Annotated in this window: 20 protein-coding genes and 1 pseudogene; 12 read left to right on the forward strand and 9 right to left on the reverse strand. The window is 70.0% G+C overall.

All coding sequences use genetic code 11. From position 1 onward, the window contains the following. Positions 1-44: 44 nt before the first annotated feature. Genes MJ604_RS16520 through MJ604_RS16530 form a run of 3 tightly spaced genes read left to right on the forward strand, consistent with a single transcriptional unit; the run spans position 45 to position 2,316 of the window. The gene (locus tag MJ604_RS16520) at positions 45-1,013 is read left to right on the forward strand and encodes an AraC family transcriptional regulator (protein ID WP_243059599.1); all 969 of its coding nucleotides are present in this window, start codon (positions 45-47) and stop codon (positions 1,011-1,013) included. After that, the gene (locus MJ604_RS16525; protein WP_243059600.1) at positions 1,010-1,513 is read left to right on the forward strand and encodes a SigE family RNA polymerase sigma factor; all 504 of its coding nucleotides are present in this window, start codon (positions 1,010-1,012) and stop codon (positions 1,511-1,513) included. Before MJ604_RS16520 ends, MJ604_RS16525 begins: the two co-directional genes overlap by 4 nt. After that, positions 1,501-2,316, forward strand: coding sequence for a PASTA domain-containing protein (locus MJ604_RS16530; RefSeq protein WP_243059601.1), 816 nt, complete (start codon positions 1,501-1,503; stop codon positions 2,314-2,316). Before MJ604_RS16525 ends, MJ604_RS16530 begins: the two co-directional genes overlap by 13 nt. Here the strand turns inward: MJ604_RS16530 and MJ604_RS16535 are convergent. The 3 genes and pseudogenes from MJ604_RS16535 to MJ604_RS16545 all read right to left on the reverse strand — a co-directional run bounded on the left by MJ604_RS16535 (position 2,313) and on the right by MJ604_RS16545 (position 4,030). Beyond that, a pseudogene (locus MJ604_RS16535) lies at positions 2,313-3,272 on the reverse strand (zinc-binding dehydrogenase). The gene MJ604_RS16530 and the pseudogene MJ604_RS16535 sit on opposite strands and share 4 nt — an antisense overlap. A gap of 39 nt (positions 3,273-3,311) precedes the next feature. Next, entirely contained in the window at positions 3,312-3,545 is a 234-nt protein-coding gene (locus tag MJ604_RS16540) for a hypothetical protein (protein ID WP_243059602.1), read from the reverse strand. Beyond that, entirely contained in the window at positions 3,542-4,030 is a 489-nt protein-coding gene (locus MJ604_RS16545; protein WP_243059603.1) for an SDR family oxidoreductase, read from the reverse strand. The genes MJ604_RS16540 and MJ604_RS16545 overlap by 4 nt, the downstream gene beginning before the upstream one ends. A gap of 95 nt (positions 4,031-4,125) precedes the next feature. Between MJ604_RS16545 and MJ604_RS16550 the strand changes: the two genes are divergently transcribed. After that, complete coding sequence (locus MJ604_RS16550; protein WP_243059604.1) at positions 4,126-4,599, forward strand: Rrf2 family transcriptional regulator; 474 nt, start codon at positions 4,126-4,128, stop codon at positions 4,597-4,599. Positions 4,600-4,605: 6 nt separating this feature from the next. Here MJ604_RS16550 and MJ604_RS16555 read toward each other — a convergent pair whose 3' ends face one another. Genes MJ604_RS16555 through MJ604_RS16575 form a run of 5 tightly spaced genes read right to left on the reverse strand, consistent with a single transcriptional unit; the run spans position 4,606 to position 9,770 of the window. Further along, positions 4,606-5,679: a diacylglycerol kinase gene (locus tag MJ604_RS16555; protein ID WP_243059605.1), complete on the reverse strand. Its 1,074-nt coding sequence runs from the start codon at positions 5,677-5,679 to the stop codon at positions 4,606-4,608. Positions 5,680-5,686: 7 nt separating this feature from the next. Continuing rightward, on the reverse strand, positions 5,687-6,844 hold the full coding sequence (locus tag MJ604_RS16560) for a sulfotransferase (RefSeq protein ID WP_243059606.1): 1,158 nt from the start codon (positions 6,842-6,844) through the stop codon (positions 5,687-5,689). Positions 6,845-6,901: 57 nt separating this feature from the next. Next, complete coding sequence (locus MJ604_RS16565) at positions 6,902-7,741, reverse strand: SDR family oxidoreductase (RefSeq protein ID WP_243059607.1); 840 nt, start codon at positions 7,739-7,741, stop codon at positions 6,902-6,904. Continuing rightward, positions 7,741-8,895, reverse strand: a complete 1,155-nt coding sequence (locus MJ604_RS16570; RefSeq protein WP_243059608.1) for a hypothetical protein — start codon at positions 8,893-8,895, stop codon at positions 7,741-7,743. The genes MJ604_RS16565 and MJ604_RS16570 overlap by 1 nt, the downstream gene beginning before the upstream one ends. Next, on the reverse strand, positions 8,892-9,770 hold the full coding sequence (locus MJ604_RS16575; RefSeq protein WP_243059609.1) for a TIGR03619 family F420-dependent LLM class oxidoreductase: 879 nt from the start codon (positions 9,768-9,770) through the stop codon (positions 8,892-8,894). Before MJ604_RS16575 ends, MJ604_RS16570 begins: the two co-directional genes overlap by 4 nt. A gap of 70 nt (positions 9,771-9,840) precedes the next feature. On the opposite strand from MJ604_RS16575, the gene MJ604_RS16580 reads away from it, so the two are divergent. The 5 genes from MJ604_RS16580 (at position 9,841) to MJ604_RS16600 (ending at position 12,426) form a co-directional block, all read left to right on the forward strand. Beyond that, positions 9,841-10,266: a nuclear transport factor 2 family protein gene (locus tag MJ604_RS16580; RefSeq protein ID WP_243059610.1), complete on the forward strand. Its 426-nt coding sequence runs from the start codon at positions 9,841-9,843 to the stop codon at positions 10,264-10,266. 1 nt (position 10,267) lies between these two features. Beyond that, a complete protein-coding gene (locus MJ604_RS16585; protein ID WP_243059611.1) occupies positions 10,268-10,750 on the forward strand; it encodes a nitroreductase family deazaflavin-dependent oxidoreductase in 483 nt (160 codons plus the stop codon). Between the two features lie 70 nt (positions 10,751-10,820). Then, the gene (locus MJ604_RS16590) at positions 10,821-11,393 is read left to right on the forward strand and encodes a hypothetical protein (protein ID WP_243059612.1); all 573 of its coding nucleotides are present in this window, start codon (positions 10,821-10,823) and stop codon (positions 11,391-11,393) included. 24 nt (positions 11,394-11,417) lie between these two features. Then, a complete protein-coding gene (locus tag MJ604_RS16595; protein WP_243059613.1) occupies positions 11,418-11,825 on the forward strand; it encodes a universal stress protein in 408 nt (135 codons plus the stop codon). Positions 11,826-11,928: 103 nt separating this feature from the next. After that, positions 11,929-12,426 carry a MarR family winged helix-turn-helix transcriptional regulator gene (locus MJ604_RS16600; protein ID WP_243059614.1) on the forward strand — a complete coding sequence of 166 codons (498 nt, stop codon included), beginning with the start codon at positions 11,929-11,931 and terminating at the stop codon, positions 12,424-12,426. 96 nt (positions 12,427-12,522) lie between these two features. On the opposite strand, the gene MJ604_RS16605 is transcribed toward MJ604_RS16600, so the two are convergent. Further along, a complete protein-coding gene (locus MJ604_RS16605) occupies positions 12,523-13,368 on the reverse strand; it encodes an aldo/keto reductase (protein ID WP_243059615.1) in 846 nt (281 codons plus the stop codon). Between the two features lie 38 nt (positions 13,369-13,406). Here MJ604_RS16605 and MJ604_RS16610 point away from each other — a divergent pair, with 38 nt between their 5' ends. The 3 genes from MJ604_RS16610 to grpE all read left to right on the forward strand — a co-directional run bounded on the left by MJ604_RS16610 (position 13,407) and on the right by grpE (position 16,437). After that, positions 13,407-13,850 carry an NUDIX hydrolase gene (locus MJ604_RS16610; RefSeq protein WP_243059616.1) on the forward strand — a complete coding sequence of 148 codons (444 nt, stop codon included), beginning with the start codon at positions 13,407-13,409 and terminating at the stop codon, positions 13,848-13,850. A 143-nt stretch (positions 13,851-13,993) separates the two neighbouring features. Then, positions 13,994-15,844, forward strand: a complete 1,851-nt coding sequence (gene dnaK, locus MJ604_RS16615; RefSeq protein ID WP_243059617.1) for a molecular chaperone DnaK — start codon at positions 13,994-13,996, stop codon at positions 15,842-15,844. Continuing rightward, positions 15,841-16,437 carry a nucleotide exchange factor GrpE gene (grpE, locus tag MJ604_RS16620; protein WP_243059618.1) on the forward strand — a complete coding sequence of 199 codons (597 nt, stop codon included), beginning with the start codon at positions 15,841-15,843 and terminating at the stop codon, positions 16,435-16,437. The genes dnaK and grpE overlap by 4 nt, the downstream gene beginning before the upstream one ends. Positions 16,438-16,479 lie beyond the last annotated feature (42 nt).

Consider the following 16,479-nt stretch of genomic DNA (forward strand, 5'->3'; position numbering starts at 1 on the left):
AACACGCACTTCCATACGTGATCGTCCACCCCTAGCCTGAGCAGATGGACGGACTCGCCGGACTGCTCGACGGCCCCCGCGCCCGTGGCGCGTTCCTGCTGCGCTGCCAGATGGACCCGCCCTGGTCGGTCCACCTCCAGGACGAGTCGCCGCTGACCGTCACCGCGATGGTGCGCGGCCACGCCTGGGCCGTGCCCGACGACGGCGAGCCGTTCCTCATCAGGGCCGGCGACGTCGTGGTCTCGCTCGGACCCGACCACTGGACCGTCGCCGACGAACGTACGACGCCGCCGCAGGCGGTGATCCACCCCGGCCAGGTCTGCACCACGCCCGACGGCCGCCCGCTCGCCGAGGAGATGCACCAGGGCGTGCGGAGCTGGGGCAACAGCGCGGTCGGCGAGACGCTGATGCTGGTCGGTGCCTACAGCCTGGAGGGCGAGGTCAGCCGCCGGCTGCTGCGGGCGCTGCCGCGGTTCGTCGTCCTCACCCAGGACGAGCTCGGCTCCCCGCTCGTGCCGCTGCTCGCGGACGAGATCGCCAAGGACGCGCCCGGTCAGGAGGCCGTGCTCGACCGGCTCCTCGACCTGCTGCTGATCGCGGTGCTGCGCGCCTGGTTCGCCCGGCCGGAGGCGGACCCGCCGGCGTGGTACCTCGGCCAGTCCGACCCGGTCGTCGGCCCCGCGCTCCGGCTGCTCCAGCACCACCCCGAGCACCCGTGGACCGTCGCCGAACTCGCGGCCGCCGGCGGCGTCTCCCGCGCGGCGTTCGCCCGCCGCTTCACCGACGTCGTTGGCGAGCCGCCGATGACCTTCCTCACCGGGTGGCGCCTCGCACTCGCCGCCGACCTCCTCCGCGAGCCCGGCGCCACGCTCTCCGCCGTCGCGCGCCAGGTCGGCTACTCCACCCCCTTCGCGCTCAGCACCGCCTTCAAGCGGGCGTACGGCATCAGCCCCAAAGAACATCGGAACCAACTCCTCGACCCGGCCCGTCGTACGGGTGAGGAGGTCGGATGAAGGACGACGAGTTCGGCGAGTACGTCGCCGCGCGCTGGCCACGGCTGGTGCGCGCGGCGGTGCTGCTCGGGTGCACGCCGCACGAGGCGGAGGACGTCGTGCAGACGGCGCTCACCCGCTGCCTGGTGAAGTGGTCGAAGGTGCAGCGCGCCGACGACCGCGACGCCTACGTGCACCGGATCGTGGTCAACACGTTCATCGACCAGCGCCGCCGGATGTGGCGCCGGGAGGTGCCGACCGAGCAGCTGCCCGACACCGCGCTCGCGGACGTCGCCACGACCACCGTGGACGCCGTCGGTCTCGACCGGGCGCTGGCCGCGCTGGGGAACGACCAACGGATCGCGGTCGTCCTGCGCTACTACCTCGACCTCACCGAGGCGCAGATGGCCTCCGTCCTCGGCGTCGCGCCCGGCACCGTGAAGAGCCGGCTCTCGCGCGCCCTCACCGCCCTCGGTGCCGACCCCAACCTGACCCCACAGGAGATCCCGTGGACGACCTGAACACCCTGCTCGAGGAGCGGGTCGCCGACATCCCGGTCGGCGCCCCTCCGATCGACGCGATGCGGTCGGCGGTACGCCGGCGCCGCAGCCGGATGACGGCCCTCGGGGCCGCGGCCGCGGTGGCCGTGATCGCCGCGGGCGGGGTCGCGTGGCAGCAGCTCGACGAGCCCGCCGCGCGACCGCCGGTCGCGTCCGACCCGCCGGCCGACCCGGATGCCCCGCCGGAGGGCTCTCGCTACGTCGGGTACGGTCCCGCGGTGATCGCGGTCCCCGAGGCGTGGGGCACCAACGACACCGAGTGCGGGACCCCGCAGGAGGACACCGTGGTCATCGATCAGGGTGCGATCTGCCTGGCGCTGATCCCGCGGCCGGCGGACGTCGAGAGCGTCGAGGTCCGGCCCGGCGAGACCTTCGAGGACACCAGTGCCTGGACCTCCGCCGAGATCGACGGCGAGGAGGCCTTGCGCTCACCGGTCGAGACCGCGGACGGTCTGACCTCCGGCTCGGTCTACCTCCCGGAGCTCGGGGTCACGTTCGTCGCGCAGTCGTCGTCGGCCGACGGGGAGGCGATCGTCGAGAACCTCCTCGCCGGGGTCACCATCCTGGAGGAGCACACCACCGTCCCCGGCTTCGCGTTGCTCGAAGTGGACGCCTACGCCGCCGAGCTGCAGGAGCTCGGTCTTGCGGTCGAGATCGTCACGGACGAAGGTCGCACCAAGGGCGGCTGGGTGCTGTCGACCGACCCGGCGGTCGGATCGGTCGTGGCGCCCGGCGACACGATCACGGTGACGGTGGCTCGCTAGGGGACCAGCACCACCTTGCCCAGCGCCCGCCGGCCCTCCAGGTCGGCGTGGGCGCGGGCCGCGTCGGCCAGCGGATACGTGGTGACCAGGGGTCTCCAGGCTCCTTCCGCGACCCGGTCGAGGGCGCGGGCGGCCAGGCCGGGGATGCCGCCGGTCAGCCCGTTCATCCGGGCGCCGAGGCTTCACCCGGCGGTGATGCCCAGCCGGATCAGGTCGCCGGTGTCGAAGGCCGTCGGGGAGCCGGCGGAGTACCCGAACATCACCAGGCGGCCGCCGGGTCGGAGGAGCTCCATCGACCGGCGACCGACCTCGCCGCCGACGCCGTCGTACACGAGCGTGACGCCGTCGAGCGCCTCGTCCCAGCCGTCCTCGCCGTAGTCGACGACCTGGGCGGCGCCGAGCTCGGCGAGACGAGCGGTGCGCTCCGGGCCACGGGCCGCCGCGACCACGGACGCTCCCCGGGACAGTGCATCTTGGACGAGCAGCCAGCCCAGTCCGCCGGCGGCCGACGGCACCAGGACGACGTCACCGGGGCCGGCCGGCTCCAGCTCGACGATCCCCTGGGCGGTGCGGCCGGTCCCGACCGCTGCGACCGCGTCGGAGAAGGACACGTGGTCGGGCACCGGGAAGAGCCTGGCGACGTCGGTGACGGCCTGCTCGGCGTACCCGCCCGGGACCATGCCGAGGTGCGCGACCACCCGGCGCCCGAGCCACGTGGTGTCGGCTCCCTCGCCGACGACGTCGACCACCCCGGCCACCTCGCGCCCCGGGATGGTCGGCAGGTCCGGGCGCGGCATCGGCCCGGGCTCACCCTTGCGCAAGGTCGTGTCGAGGAGGTGGACGCCGCTGGCCTCGACCGCGATCCGGACCTCGCCCGTTCCCGGGGCCAGGTCCGGGACCTCGTCGAGACGGAGATGGTCGGCCGGGCCGAACTCATGAAGTCGTATGGCTCGCATGAGCCCATCCGACAATCTCAAGTTCGCTTGAGGTCAAGGTCAGCGGCCAGCGAGCCACTCGTCCCAGCTCGGGCCGCGCAGCAGCGCGCCCGGGCCGGGCAGCATCGCGCCGGCGGCCAGGCTGGCGGGCGCGTCCACGGGCTCGACCTTCACGCCGGAGCCGGCGCGCTCGACGAGGCGGCGTACCTGCTCGACGAGGTTCACCTGCTGCGGCCCGCCGAGGTCGACGTCGCCGGCGTCCTCGCTGGTGGCGAGGGTCAGCAGCAGCTTCACGATCTCCGGGTGTCGACCGGCTGGGTCGGCACGTCGATGATGTGGGCGACGCCGTCTTGGGTGTTCCACTCGAGCATCTGGCTCGCGAAGTCGTGGAACTGCGTCGCCCGCAGGACGACCGTGCCCGGCGCGACCTCGCGGTAGGTGTTCTCCTGCGCGAGCTTGGCGACGTAGTAGTCGTAGTCGGGGCTCTTGTCGACGCCCACGATGGAGAGCACGACCGTGCGGCGTACGCCGGCCTCCGCGGCGGCGGTGCCGAGGTTGCGCGCCACGGCCGGGAAGAACTCGCCCGCGGTCTCGAGCGGGCCGGCCGTCACGTCGACCACGGTGTCGACGCCGGCGAGCGCGTCGCCGAGGCCGCCGGGGGCGAGCAGGTCGAAGCCGGTCTCCCGGGCGATCTCGACGACGTCGTGACCCTGCGCAAGGGCGAGGGTGGCCAGCTGCGAACCGATCCGGCCGGTGGCGCCGGCGATGGCGATCTTCATGGTGAGCTCCTGTCATAAACGCGGATAAGTTATGTCCACGATTAGATCACGAACGCGGACACTTGTCATCCACGTATTCGCGTACGATGGGCGACATGAAGATGTCCGGCGGTGTCGAGTGGGCCGTGCACTGCTGCGTCGTGCTCAGCCAGGCCGAGGGTCCGGTGCCGACGCAGCGGCTGGCGGAGTTCCACGGCATCTCGCGGACCTATCTCGCCAAGCACCTGCAGCAGCTGTCCCGCGCCGGGCTCGTCTCGTCCACGGAGGGACGCGTCGGCGGCTACCGGCTGACCCGGCCGGCCGACGAGATCACGGTGCTCGACGTGGTCCTCGCCATCGAGGGCCTGGAGCCGGCGTTCCGCTGCACCGAGATCCGGCAGAACGGCCCGCTCCCCGCGAGCCCGACGGCCTGCAAGCGACCGTGCGGCGTCAACCGCGTGATGCAGGCGGCCGAGCAGGCGTGGCGCGCAGCGCTGCGCGAGGTGACGATCGCCGACCTCGCGGTGACCGTCACGAAGGACGCCGGACCCCAGACGTTCGTCCGGGTCCGGGAGTGGCTGGCTACCTAGCCGAGATCAACGAATCGTGCCCACGCCGGGGATCAGCGGCAGGTCGAGGGCGGTCACCCAACCTGCGGGCAGGTCGTTGACGTAGGGCACGGCGTTCAGCGCGCGCAGTCCGGTCGCGAGACAGCCGGCGACCGCCGGCGCGCGGCCCGAGCCGTCGGTGAAGCGGAACGCCGTCTCCTGGCTGATCGACGGCGAGCCGATGATGTCGACGCGGTACACGTCGTCACCGGTGCCGGCCGGCCACTCCGGAGCGGCGTCCAGCCCGATCCGGTTGACGTGCTCGAGCGAGATCACCTCACGGCCTTGGAAGACGCCGTTGATCGTGAAGCGGATGGCCGCGACGTTCCCGGCCTCGATGACGCCCTTCGCGGTCTTGCGGTCGGTCGGCGTCACCCACTTCTCCCACGTGGTGGTGATGTCGTCGAGCTCGATGCCCGCGGCGTGCGCGATCATCGGCACGGTCGCGCCCCACGCCATGATCAGCAGATCCGGGATCTCGAGGAGGGGCGTGTACGACGGCGGGCGGCCGATGCCCATCTCGTCCTCGTAGTCGCCCTCGTAGTCGGTGTAGTCGAGCAGCTCCGACGCGCGCACCGAGTCGACGCGACCGCAGAGACCCATCAGGGTCAGGGGGAACAGGTCGTTGGCGAAGCCCGGGTCGATGCCGGTGGTGAAGCAGGACGCGCCACCCTCCTCGCACGCCTGGGTGATCGGGTCGATCCAGTTGCCGGGGTTCTGCTTCATGCCCGGCCAGACCCACGGCGTCATCGCGGTCGAGCAGACGTCGATGCCCGCGCGGAGGAACGCCGACATCACCTTGATGTTCTCGTCGGCGTACTGCGCGGTCGGGCCGTAGTGCACCAGGGCATCCGGCTTCAGCGCGATCAGCTCGTCGACCGACGTCGTCGTGACGATGCCCGTCTCCCCGAGCCCCACCAGGGTTCCGACGTCCTGGCCGGCCCGCTCGGAGCGGGTGACACCGACGCCGACCAGCTCGAACACCGGGTGGTCGAGGATCTCCGCGATCACCATCGACCCGACGACGCCGGTGCCCCAGACGACAACGCGCTTCTTCTCCATGACGTCCCTATCGATCGAAGGCTTCTCGGACCCGGTCCTCGGTGAGGCCGTAGTCCTTGAGCGTGTAGGTGTGCGACGGCTTCGCCTTGCCCTGCTTGGACTCCTGGTCGATCGCCTCGACCGCCGCCTGCACGGCGGGGGTCCAGTCGAGGCCGAACTGGTCGTAGATCCGCCGCGTCACCGCGAGCGGGTCGGAGACCAGGTCCTTGAAGGCGATGTCGATGAACTGGTCCTGGTCGTACGTCGGCCGCGCGTCGTGGAACGCGTGGAACGCCCGCGACCACAGGTCCAGCTGGGTGTGGCCGATGACGCCGCCGACGTACGTGTCGCTGTGCCCGACCGTGGTCTCGGCCGACAGCGAGCACGACGACGCGATGCAGGTGACCGGGTCGCGGTGCGTGTAGACGATCAGCGCGTCCGGGTAGACCGTCATCAGCGCGTCGAGCGCGGTCATGTGCGACGGGTTCTTGAGGATCCAGCGCTTCTCGGGGTCGTTGAGCCCGACGAGCTGGAGGTTCTGCTTGTGCCGCGCGTACGCGTCGGTCCAGTCCTGCTGCTGGAGCCACTCGGTGTAGCGCGGCAGGTTGGCCAGCGACTCGTAGGAGTTCGACTTGCCGGTCTGCCGGAGCAGCCGCCAGCACTCCTCGACGGTCGTGGCATCCATGTAGTGGATCCCCATGAACTCAGGCGACTCCACGTGGTGCGCGGTGAACGCCTGCTGCATGGCGGTGAAGATCGGGTCGGACTCCCACGTCTCGCGCGGCGGTCGCGGCTGCGGGTACTGCGTCAGCCACATCTCCAGACCCTGCGCGTTCGGGTCCGCGTGCAGGTAGCGGTGCAGCGCGGTCGTGCCCGTGCGCGGCAGCCCCATCAGGAAGATCGGCCGCTCGATCGGCACGTCCCGGTGCTCCGGGTGCGCGGTGAACTGCGCCTGCGTCAGCAGGACGCCGACCAGCGCGGACTTCACCTCGCTGCGCTGGAAGTAGTTGCCCCGCGGCGTCAGCCCGGCCTCGGGCGACGACAGGTCCTCGGTGAGGACCCGCAGCCCCTCCTCGTGCACGCCGTCCCCGAAGTCCGACATGCCGGTGGTGCGGACGGCGGCAGCGACGATGTCCTCGTAGCTGCCGACGTCCGCCCGCTCCCGGGTCATGATGTTGTCGCTCATGCGTTTCTTTCGGTGGTCGAGTGCCGTCGCGAGGAACGAGCGACGGTGTAGCGAGACTCAGTCGTGGAACTCGCCGCAGTCGACGGTCAGCATCTGCCCCGTGACCGCGGACGCCAGGTCGGAGGCGAGGAACAGCGTCGCCCGCGCGACCTCCTGCGGGGAGGCGAGCCGCTTCAGGTCGGTCGGGCCGGCCTTCTCGGCGTACACCTCCTCGTGCGTCTTGTTCTCCACCGCGCCGAGGAAGTCGAAGTAGCCGCGGTTGACGTCCTCGTAGATGTACGACGGCGCCACGCTGTTGACGCGGATGCCGCGCGGGCCGAGCTCGGTCGCCAGCGACGACGCGAGGTGCTCGAGCGCGCCCTTCGACAGCTTGTAGCCGGCGTACTCCGGCTGCGACGAGAACACCACGCAGGAGTTCAGCATGATGATCGAGCCCTTGGACTCCGACAGCGCGTCGGCGAACAGCGCCGAGAGCCGCAGCGGGGCGAACACGTTGGTCTCGTTGACCTTGGCGAGCTTGCGCGGCTCGATCTGCGTGATCGGGTCCATCGGCGGGATCGTGAACGCGTTGTTGATGACGCAGTCCACGCGGCCGAACGCCTCGAGCGTCTTGTCGCGCAGGTTGGCGCGCGAGTCCTCGTCGGTCACGTCGGCCACGACGCTGACCACCTTGGTGCCGTGACCCTCGAGGTCGGCCTGGAGCTCGAGCAGCCGCGACTCGGTGCGGCTGGCGATCACCAGGTCCGCGCCCATCTTCGCGGCCTCCTCGGCCAGCGCCCGACCGAGGCCGGGGCCGATGCCGGAGACGACCACGACCTTCCCCTTCAGCAGGGGTACGGCGCTGTAGCGGTCCTCGATCGAGGTGTCGTGGGCCTGGGCGTAGCCAAGGTCGCTCATCAGCTGATCATCCTTCGGGCAACGGAGCGCTGCCGGGCGGCGATCCGCGCGGCGTACTCCTCGGTGGTGAGGGGAGTGAAGTGCGGGACCCGAGAAGGTACGTCGGCGAGCGGCATCACCTCGGCGACCGGGCCGTCGTCGGCTCCCAGGTCGCGCTCGAGGCGCTGCCAGCGCAGCATGATCGCGCCGGTGCGGTGGCCGGTGGTCTCCAACCAGTTCGCGATCGGGGTGCCGCCGGGCGGCGTCTCCGAGATCACGAACCGCATCTTGCCGTCGGGGTCGACCTGCGCCTGTGCCTTGGTGAGCGAGGTCTGGTGCGTCTCGTAGTCGGTCGAGGCGTACCAGTCGGAGCCGATCTGGATCGCCTGGTAGGCGCAGTCGGTGCACTCCGGCACGGTGATGACGAGCGCCTGGTCCTCGGCGAGGTCGTAGTGACCGATCGAGGACCGCTGCGACGACAGCCCGCCGGGCGTCGACTGCGGCGCGGTCGGCACGTTGGCCGGCTCCTTGTACTGGAAGAAGTGCGGGAAGGCGATCCAGGTCTGGATCGACCCGACCAGGCTCTTCGCCGCGACCTCGTAGCGCTGCGCCAGCCGCTCCTTGCGCAGCGGCTTCGCCGGTTGGCCCAGGGTGTCGACCCGCTCGATGGTGAGCGTGCCGCGCTCCTCGGTGTCCCAGTCGTTGAAGACCTCGCGCACGATCATCGTCTTCGCGCCGGGCTCGGCGACGTAGCGGAACTCGAAGCCACCGTCGGCGTCCTTCTCCAGCTCGCGGTCGTCGAACGCGAGCATCGACCCGGCCGCCGAGTCGGCGGAGTAGGAGCCGGACATCACCTGGAACGACAGGTCCGCGCTGGTGCCGCGACGCCCGCGGATGACGTACTCCACGCCCTCCTTGAGGTAGGCGTTGAAGTAGATCGCGTCCGGGTTGTCCAGGCCCTGCCGGGAGAACTGGTGGGTGGGGTTGATGAACAGCGGCCGGTCGAGGTCGTGGTCGAACGCCATCTGCATGGCCATCCGGATCCGCCCGGAGAGGTAGTCGTAGCCCTCCAGCCGGTCCTGCTCGGTCTTGATGAACGGCGCGTTCGCGACCAGCTCCTCGGCCTCGGCGATCGCGTCCTGGAGGACCTGGGTCAGGCCGTACGACTCGCTCATCCGTTGACCTTGTGGATGACCTGCTCGGCGTACCGCTCGAGGTGCTCGATCTTCTTGTCGAGCGGCTCGGTGTCGGGACCCATGATGTACGGCACCCGGAAGCCGACGATGCAGTCGGTCACGCCCTTGTCCTCGAGGCGCTTGATGCCGTCGGGGGTGTAGGCGTCGAACGAGATCACGTGGACCTCGAAGTCGTCGCGGGTGTCACCCTCCTCCTTGCGGATCTCCTGGAGCCGGGTGAGCATCCGGTCGAGCTCCTCGCCGTCACCGCCGGCGTGCATCCAGCCGTCGCCCTTCACCACGGCGCGGCGCAGCGCGGCGTCGACGTGCCCGCCGACCAGCAGCGGGATCTTCTCGCTCGCGCCGGGGCACTGCTTGAGCTCGTCGACCTCGTAGAACTCACCGGAGTACGAGAAGAACTCGCCGGTCGTGAGGCCGCGCAGGATGTCCATGCACTCGTCCATCCGCTTGCCGCGCTTCTCCCACGAGACGCCGAGGTTCGCGAAGTCCTCGGGCCACGGCGAGATGCCGACGCCGAGGCCGAGCCGGTTGTTCGAGAGGAACGCCAGCGACGAGGCCTGCTTGGCGACCAGCACCGGCGGGCGCACCGGCAGCTTCAGCACGAACGGCGTCAGCCGCAGCGTGGTCGTGTGCGCGAACAGGTGCGCGCACAGCACCATCGTCTCGATGAACTCCTTGCCGTCCAGGAACGCGCGGTCCCCGGTGTCGGTGTAGGGGTACTTCGAGTCGGAGTCCTTGGGGTAGATCAGGCTGTCGGCGACCGTCATCGACGTGTAGCCGGCGGCCTCGGCGGCCTGGGCGAGCGGCGCGTAGTACTGCGCCTGGGTCATCGCCTCGGCGTAGGTGAATCGCATCTCTGGCCTTTCGGTTATCGAGCCTGTCGAGATACTAGAACGTGTTTCAGTTTCATGCCACAGTTCTCCTGTGGACCTTCAGGAGATCAGCGATCGCCTCGAGATCGAGGGCGTCATCATCCGCTACACGCGCGGCATCGACACCGGCGAGTGGGACCTGCTCGACACGGTCTTCACGCCCGGCGCCGAGATCGACTACACCGAGTCCGGCGGGATCGCCGACACCTACCCCACGGTGAAGACCTGGCTGGCCGAGGTGCTGCCGGCGTTCTTCCCCAAGCGGATGCACTCGCTGGCCCAGATCGCGATCACCCTCGAAGGGGACGAGGCGATGGCGACGGCGTACTTCCACAACCCCATGCCGATGGACGACGGCAAGGGTGGTGAGAAGGTCGTCGAGTTCGGCGGGCTCTACCACCACACGATGACCCGGACGCCGGACGGATGGCGCAGCAGGAAGCTGCACGAGGAGATCGTCTGGAAGCGGGGGATGTGACGTGGCGGTCAAGGACAAGCCCGAGGGGCTCGACTCCCCGCTGACCGCCAAGATCATCAAGTACGGCGCCAAGGCGCAGGTCCGGGTCTTCAAGCTCACCAACGGCCGGATCGGCTCGAAGTGGCGGATCGGCGCGGGCTGGAAGAAGCCGGTCCCGACGCTCCTGCTCGACCACGTCGGTCGCAAGTCCGGCACGACCTTCACCACGCCGCTGCTCTACCTCGAGGACGGCCGGGACCTGGTCATCGTCGCCTCGCAGGGCGGCCTGCCGAAGAACCCGCAGTGGTACCCGAACCTCCTCGCGAACCCCGACACCACGGTCCGGATCAAGAAGGAGGGCGTACGCCGCGTGCGGGCGCGGACCGCCGATCCGGAGGAGAAGGCCGCGCTCTGGCCGAGGCTCGTCGAGCTCTACGCCGACTTCGAGAGCTACGCCTCGTGGACCGACCGGGAGATCCCGGTGGTCGTGCTCGAACCCCGCTGACCGCGGGGCTTGCGCCGTCACCGACAATGGTGGGGACGACCGCACCAGAATCCCGGGGAGTGACCACACCGTGTCCGAGCAGCTGCCGGAGCCCCCTGACGACGGTCACCCGATCCTCGCGGGCGTCGGGGCCCTCGTGGGCGTCACGCTCGCCGTCGGTCTGATCCTCGGCGGCGTGGCGGTCGCCGGCGCCAAGGTCGTCGGCATCGGCGACGACGGCGACTCCAGCGGTGCCACGTCCGAGCGCTCGCTGTACGTCCCGCGCCCGGAGCGGACGCCGAAGGAGACCTCGCCGCAGATCACGCTCGCGCCGGGTGACTCCACGGCCTCCTCCTCGCCCACCCAGAGGCCGACCCGCAGCGAGTCGCCGCGCACGCAGATCACGCTGTCGGCGGGCTCCACCTCGGTCGGCTCGATGGACCGGCTGGACCTCACCGGCGTCTACGCCGGCGGCGAGGGCGCGATCCTCCGCGTGGAGCGCTACGCCGGCGGCTCGTGGCAGGACTTCGGCGTCACGTTCTCGGTCAGCGACGAGATGTTCCAGACCTACGTCCAGACCGGCGTGCTGGGCGTGAACAAGTTCCGCGTCGTCGACACCGACTCCGGCCTGGAGTCGAACGAGGTCCGAGTCACCGTCGGCTGACCGCCGGATGGCTAGGCTGCGGCCATGACCGCCAGCCGCACCGTCCTCGTCGGCCACGATGGTTCGCCGTCCGCACGCTCCGCCCTCGTCTGGGCCCTGCAGTACGCCGGCGAGACCGGCGCGCGCGTGCGGGTGCTGCGCGGGTGGTCGATGTCCACCGCCCCGCGGCCCGCGTCGATGACCGGCGGCTACGTCCCGCCGATCGAGGACTTCGAGGCGGCCGTCGTCGAGGATCTCCGGTCGGACATCGCCCCGGTGGTCGCCGGGTCGAGCGTCGAGGTCGAGTACGTCGCCCACCACGGCTCGGTCGCCGAGGAGCTGGTCCGCGAGGCCGGGCCGTCCGACCTGATCGTGGTCGGCTCCCGCGGTTCGGTCACCGACCACTGCGTGAAGCACGCGGCCTGCCCGGTCACCGTCGTCCGCGGCGACTGAGCGCCGCTTCCCGACCAGATTGGTCCGGAATTCTTAGGCATTCCTCATCCGGATGCTTTCCGCGGAAAGTAGATTACCTTCCGTGCAAGATATATTCCCCGTCGTGAACGCTGAGCCGGACCTCGTCGGCCGAGTCATCGCTCAGTGGGAGGGGCTGCGCCCGGAGACGGACGTCTCGCCGATCGGCATCATCGGCCGCATCCACAGCATCGCGGACTGGCTGACGGAGCAGCGTGTCGCGCTCTACGCGCGCTACGGACTGGGTGCCGGTGAGTTCGACGTCCTGGTCGCGCTGCTGCGCTCGGGAGCGCCGTACGAGATGTCTCCGACGGCGATCGCCGACTGGACCCTGGTCTCCAGCGGCGCGGTCACCAAGCGGGTCGACCGCTGCGTCGAGCAGGGCTGGGTGACCCGCCGGTCTGGACCAGGTGACGGCCGCAGCCGGGTGGTCACGCTGACCCCCGCCGGCAAGGAGCTGATCGACATGGTGTGGGCCGCGTCGCTCTCCCGGGTGCACGAGCTGGTCGGCGGCCTCGCCGTCGAGGAGCGCGACCAGCTGGCCGCACTCCTCGACAAGTGGGGGCGCTCGCTCGACATCTGAGCCTCGATACGCCGTCCCTCGTTCCTCGTGATGACTGCTCGACCACCGGAGGTCGTGGTGGTCGAGCAGCGAGCGCCAGCGTGCGTATCGAGACCCTCAGTCGGGGATCCAGTCGAACGCGTCCGGGTTCGGGCCGCGACGGCCGTCCTCGCCGCGGTCGAGGGCGGTGATCGCCGCGACCTCGTCCTCGGTGAGCGCGAAGTCGAAGATCTCGAAGTTCTCGCGCATCCGCGCCTCGTGCATGGACTTCGGGAACACGATGTCGCCGCGCTCGACGTGCCAGCGCAGGGTCACCTGCGACGGGGTCCTGCCGTGGGCCGCGGCGACCTTGCCGACGACCTCGTCGTCGAGGACGGCGCCCTGGGCGATCGGGGACCACGCCTCCACGACGACGCCGTGGCGGTGCGACGCGGCCCGGGCCTCCTCGTTGCCGAAGTACGGGTGCACCTCGATCTGGTTCACCACCGGCACGACGCCGGTCTCCTCGACGATCCGGTCGAGGTGCGCCGGCTGGAAGTTCGAGACGCCGACGGACGTGGCCCGGCCGTCCGCCACGAACTCGGCCAGCGTCCTCCACGTCGAGACGAAGTCGCCGTCGTACCGCGTGGGCAGCGGCCAGTGGATGAGGAACAGGTCGATCCGGTCGAGGCCGAGCTTCGTCAGCGTCTCGTCGAACGTACGGCGCGCGTCGTCGGGCCGGTGGAACGCGTTGTTCAGCTTGCTGGTGACGTAGAGCTCGTCGCGGGGCAGCCCGGACGCCGCGATGGCGGCGCCGACGCCGGCCTCGTTCTGGTACATCTGCGCGGTGTCGATGTGGCGGTAGCCGACGCCGAACGCGCTCTCCACCGTCGCCTGCGTCTGGTCCGGCGGCACCTGGAAGACGCCGAAGCCGAGCTGGGGGATCGTGGTCTGGTCGTTCAGGGTGATCGTGGGAACGGTCATACCTCTCTCAGTTCCCACCGGCCGTGGATCATTCCCCCATGGAGCTCAACCCGATGGAATTCACCGACTACGACACCCGGCTCGGCGCGTACGCCGTCGTCGTCCGCGACGACCAGGTCCTGCTGGCGCTGTGGGACGAGCCCGAGATCTCGATCCTGATGTGGGCGCTGCCCGGCGGCGGCGTGGAGCTGGACGAGTCGCCGGAGGAGGGCGTGATCCGGGAGGTCCGCGAGGAGACCGGGTACGACGTCGAGCTCACCGGGCTGCTGGGTGTGCACACCTCCGTCGTGCCACCGGAGAAGCGGTTCGTGCCGGTCGGCGACCGTCCGCAGAAGCACGTCCAGGTCGTCTACGCGGCGCGGGTGACCGGTGGCGAGCTGACCCACGAGGTGGGGGGCTCGACCAGTGAGGCGCGCTGGATCCCGCTGGCCGAGGTGCCGGGGCTGAGCCGGGTCTCGCTGATCAGGAAGTTCGTCGGCTGATCCGGGAACAACCGTCGCGCGGTCGTGCGTTGGATCGAGTGAGCAAAGTTGAGTTGATTCGACTCAAGTAATTTGTCAGACTCGCAGCGGGCGGCGCAGGATGGGCCGCAGCAACAACCCAGACTCACCGGAGGTACACAGACATGGCACGAGCGGTCGGCATCGACCTCGGCACGACGAACAGCGTCGTCGCCGTCCTGGAGGGCGGCGAGCCCACCGTCATCGCGAACGCCGAGGGCGCTCGCACGACCCCGTCGGTGGTGGCCTTCGCCAAGTCCGGCGAGGTCCTCGTCGGCGAGGTCGCCAAGCGACAGGCCGTCACGAACGTCGACCGGACGATCCGGTCCGTGAAGCGCCACATGGGCACGGACTGGAAGCAGAAGATCGACGACAAGGACTTCACCCCGCAGCAGATCAGCGCGTTCGTGCTGCAGAAGCTGAAGCGCGACGCGGAGGCCTACCTCGGCGAGCCGGTCACCGACGCGGTGATCACGGTCCCGGCGTACTTCTCCGACGCGCAGCGCCAGGCCACCAAGGAGGCGGGCGAGATCGCCGGCCTCAACGTGAGCCGCATCGTCAACGAGCCGACCGCTGCCGCGCTGGCCTACGGCCTCGACAAGGGCGACGACCAGACGATCCTCGTCTTCGACCTCGGTGGCGGCACGTTCGACGTGTCCCTCCTCGAGATCGGCGAGGGCGTCGTCGAGGTCAAGGCGACCTCCGGCGACAACCACCTCGGTGGTGACGACTGGGACGCCCGCGTCGTCGAGTGGATGGTCAAGAAGTTCAAGGACAACAACGGTGTCGACCTCGGCGCCGACAAGATCGCCAAGCAGCGCCTCCAGGAGGCCGCGGAGAAGGCGAAGATCGAGCTGTCCTCGTCCGCCGAGACCACGATCCACCTGCCGTACATCACCCACGGCGAGTCCGGCCCGCTGCACTTCGAGGAGAAGCTGACCCGCAGCGAGTTCCAGAAGCTCACCGCGGACCTCCTCGACCGGACCAAGAAGCCGTTCCAGCAGGTCCTCAAGGACGGCGGCGTCGCCGTCGCCAACATCGACCACGTCGTGCTCGTCGGCGGCTCCACCCGGATGCCGGCCGTCACCGAGGTCGTCAAGGAGCTGCTCGGCGGCAAGGAGCCCAACAAGGGCGTGAACCCGGACGAGGTCGTCGCCGTCGGCGCCGCGCTCCAGGCCGGTGTCCTCAAGGGCGAGGTCAAGGACGTCCTGCTCCTCGACGTCACCCCGCTGTCCCTCGGCATCGAGACCAAGGGCGGCGTGATGACCACGCTGATCGAGCGCAACACCACGATCCCGACCAAGCGCTCCGAGATCTTCACGACCGCCGACGACAACCAGCCGTCGGTCGAGATCAAGGTCGCCCAGGGCGAGCGCCAGATGTGGGGCCAGAACCAGCCGCTCGGCAACTTCGAGCTCACCGGCCTGCCGCCGGCGCCGCGGGGGATCCCGAAGATCGAGGTCACCTTCGACATCGACGCCAACGGCATCGTGCACGTGACCGCCAAGGACCAGGCCTCCGGCAAGGAGCAGTCGATGACGATCTCCGGCGGCTCCGCGCTGTCGAAGGACGACATCGACCGGATGGTCCGCGAGGCCGAGCAGTACGCCGAGGAGGACGCCAAGCGTCGCGAGGCCGTCGAGGTCCGCAACCAGGCCGAGCAGCTCGTCTACACGACCGAGAAGTTCCTCGACGAGAACGACGAGAAGCTGCCCGAGGACGTGAAGACCGAGGTCCGCACCGACGTCGACGCGCTCAAGGTCATCCTCGAGAAGGAGGACGCCTCGGCCGAGGACCTGCAGGCCGGCGTCTCCAAGCTCGGTGAGTCCAGCCAGAAGATGGGCGCGGCCATGTACGCCGCGGCCGAGGCCGACGCCGCCGCTGCCGGCGGCTCGGACGGCTCGACGGGCGAGGCCGACGACGACGTCGTCGACGCCGAGATCGTCGACGAGGGTCCCGCCGAGGACGACAAGTGACCGACTCGAACTCGTTCGAGCACGGCACCGGTGCGGGTGAGGAGCAGGAGACCCCTGCTCCTCACCCCGCCCCGGGGTCCTTCGGTGAGCAGGCCGCCGAGATGGCGAACGAGACCGAGGTCGAGGAGACCACGCCGGCCGACGACGAGCTGACCGTCACCAAGATGGAGCTCGCCGAGCGGACCGGTGACCTGCAGCGACTGCAGGCCGAGTTCATGAACTACAAGCGCCGCGTCGAGCGGGACCGCGAGCTGATCAAGGAGAACGCGACGTACGCCGCGCTCGCCCCGATCACCGAGGTCCTCGACACGATCGACCGGGCTCGCGAGCACAACGACATGGACCCCGGGTTCGCCGCGGTCGCCGACCAGCTCGAGCGCACCGTCGCCGCCCTGGGCCTGGCCAAGTTCGGCATGCCCGGCGACGCGTTCGACCCGACCGTCCACGAGGCCCTGTCCCACATCGGCGAGGACCCCGAGGTCCAGGTGACCACCTGCAAGGTGATCGCCAAGGCCGGCTACCGGATCGGCGAGCGCGTGGTCCGCGCCGCACAGGTGCTGGTGGTCGACCCGCCGTCGGGTCCGACCGAGTAGCGATCGACCAGCTCAACCGACGAACGAGGAAGGGGGTGCGCG

Origin of the sequence: Nocardioides sp. SR21 (assembly GCF_022761125.1) — a bacterium.
Lineage (GTDB): Bacteria > Actinomycetota > Actinomycetes > Propionibacteriales > Nocardioidaceae > Nocardioides.